The 875-nt window shown below is 76.7% G+C and carries 1 protein-coding gene; it reads left to right on the top strand.

All coding sequences use genetic code 11. The annotated features are described in order from the left end of the window. Positions 1-90: 90 nt before the first annotated feature. Complete coding sequence (locus tag VR45_RS33765) at positions 91-822, top strand: alpha/beta hydrolase (protein WP_045943722.1); 732 nt, start codon at positions 91-93, stop codon at positions 820-822. Positions 823-875 lie beyond the last annotated feature (53 nt).

The raw sequence follows: 875 nt of genomic DNA, 5'->3' as shown, positions 1-875 counted from the left end.
ACCGCTGACGCCTGACGAGAGATCATTCCCTCGCGACAGGAAGAACAGTACCAGTCCGGAACACCCGCCCGAACCGCAGGAGAACCACCCATGTCCGTCACCACCCCGGCCGAGACCGTCGAGTACGCCCCCGGCCGGTTCCTGGACGTCCACCGCCCGTCGGCCGGCCCCGCCGGGCCCCGGCCCGTGCTCCTCCTCTGGCACGGGAAGGCCCCCGACTCACGCTTCGAACTCGCCCCGCTCGCCCGGGAGGCGGCCGGGCACGGCCTGCTGGTGCTCACCCCGGACTGGCGCTCCGACGCGGAGGACAGCGGCCGCGCCGACCTGCTGGCCTCGCTGAAGTACACCCACCGGCACGCGGCCGACCACGGCGGCGACACCGCGCTCGGCCTCGTCCTGGCCGGCTGGTCGATGTCCGGCCGGGAGGCGATAGCCGTCGCCACCCAGCGCGACCTCGCCGAGGACCGCCGCCCCACGGCGGCCGTCGGCATCGCCTCCAGCTACGCCCGCCCGTCGGTCACCACCGGCGAGGCACCCCTCGCCGCCCTCGCCGACCGGCCCTCCCCCGTCCCGCTGTTCCTGGTCCACGGCACCGGGGACGACCTGGTCCCCGCCGACACCACCCGGGCCCTGGACACCGCCCTGCTGACGCCGGCGGCCGAGTTCCTCCAGCCCGAAACCGACCACGCGGGCGTCATCCTGACCGAGTACGACCCGGCGCTCGGGCACTGCGTCGCCGCCCGCGCACCGCACGCCGTCGAGGCCGGCCGCGCCACCGCCGCCCTGCTGGCCCGCGCCGCCGGGCTCCCGGTCCGCGTCTGACCGGAGCGGGCCCGGAAACGGGCCCGCCTCCCGGTCCGGGGAACGCGAACGGG

The sequence above is a fragment of the Streptomyces sp. NRRL S-495 genome, from assembly GCF_000966955.1.
GTDB lineage: Bacteria > Actinomycetota > Actinomycetes > Streptomycetales > Streptomycetaceae > Kitasatospora > Kitasatospora purpeofusca.
This window is presented reverse-complemented; position numbering and strand designations above follow the sequence as displayed.